The sequence below is a fragment of the Aquicoccus sp. SU-CL01552 genome (assembly GCF_040365005.1).
GTDB lineage: Bacteria > Pseudomonadota > Alphaproteobacteria > Rhodobacterales > Rhodobacteraceae > Antarcticimicrobium.
The window spans coordinates 1-1,183 of sequence record NZ_BAABWV010000049.1 but is presented as its reverse complement, the minus strand read 5'-3'; the positions used below and the strand labels follow the sequence as shown (position 1 = coordinate 1,183).

The window sequence follows — 1,183 nt, the reverse complement described above, 5'->3', positions numbered from 1 at the left end:
GGAAAAAGCCACGTCGCCGTCCCCGGGTCTCCGAAAGCACGCCGCGCGAACGCTGCGAACTCGATCCGGGTGACAGCTGCCCGGACTGTGGTGGGGATTTGCGGGTCGTCGGGGAGGACGTGAGCGAGTTGCTGGACATGATCACCGCCCAGCTGAAGGTCATCGAGATCGCTCGGGTGAAGAAATCCTGCCGGCGGTGCGAGAAGATGGTGCAGAGCCCGGCTCCCAGCCGGCCGATCCCGGGCAGCATGGCCGGCCCCGGATTACTGGCTCATATCCTCGTGTCGAAGTTCGACGATCACCTTCCATTGTATCGGCTGAACGAGATCTTCGCCCGGATCGGCGCCGACATCCCGGACACCACCCTGGTGGATTGGTGCGGCAGGGCCATGCGGGTCCTGCAGCCTCTGACCGACCGGATCGAGGCTGAAATCATGGCCAGTGATGTTCTCCATGCCGATGATACGCCAATCCGGGTTCTGGATCGCTCCCGCCGGGACAAAGGGCTCGGCAAGGGGGTGAAACAGGGGCGCATATGGGCCTATGTCCGCGATCAGCGCCCATGGTCCGGCGCCGCGCCGCCCGGTGCGGTCTATTACTTCTCACCCGACCGGAAGGGCGAGCATCCCCGACACCATTTGCGGGACAGCAGCGGTATCCTGCAGGCCGACGCCTATACCGGCTTCAAGCAGCTCTATGAACGACGCGCTGACGGCAGCTCCCAGTTCAGGGAAGCCGCCTGCTGGGCGCATCTGAGGCGTGACTTCCACGACGTCTGGACCGCCAGCAAGTCAGAGATCGCCCGGGAAGTCCTCGACCGGATCGGCAAGCTCTACGACATCGAGCGCGAGATCTCCGGGCAACCGGCGCAGGCGCGCCTCGCCGTGCGCCGGGAGCACAGCCAGCCCAAGGTCGAGGCCTTCAAAACCTGGGCCGAAGCGCAGTTGACCCGCATACCCGGCAAGGGCGACCTGGCGAAAGCCTTCCGTTATGCGCTCAGCCGCTGGCCCTCCTTCATCCTGTTCCTGGAAGATGGCCGCGTCGCTATCGACAACAACGCCGCTGAACGGGCAATGCGCCCCATCGGTATCGGTCGGAAAAACTGGCTCTTCGCCGGCGCCGACACCGGCGGTGAAACCCTGGCCCGCGCCATGACGCTGATCGAAACCGCCAAGATGAACGG

1 protein-coding gene is annotated in these 1,183 nt (G+C 64.8%); it reads left to right on the top strand.

The genetic code is table 11. The features are described from left to right. Positions 1-1,183, top strand: a 1,183-nt coding sequence (gene tnpC, locus ABWV23_RS22330) for an IS66 family transposase (RefSeq protein WP_353351906.1), incomplete at both ends; no start/stop codon positions are given.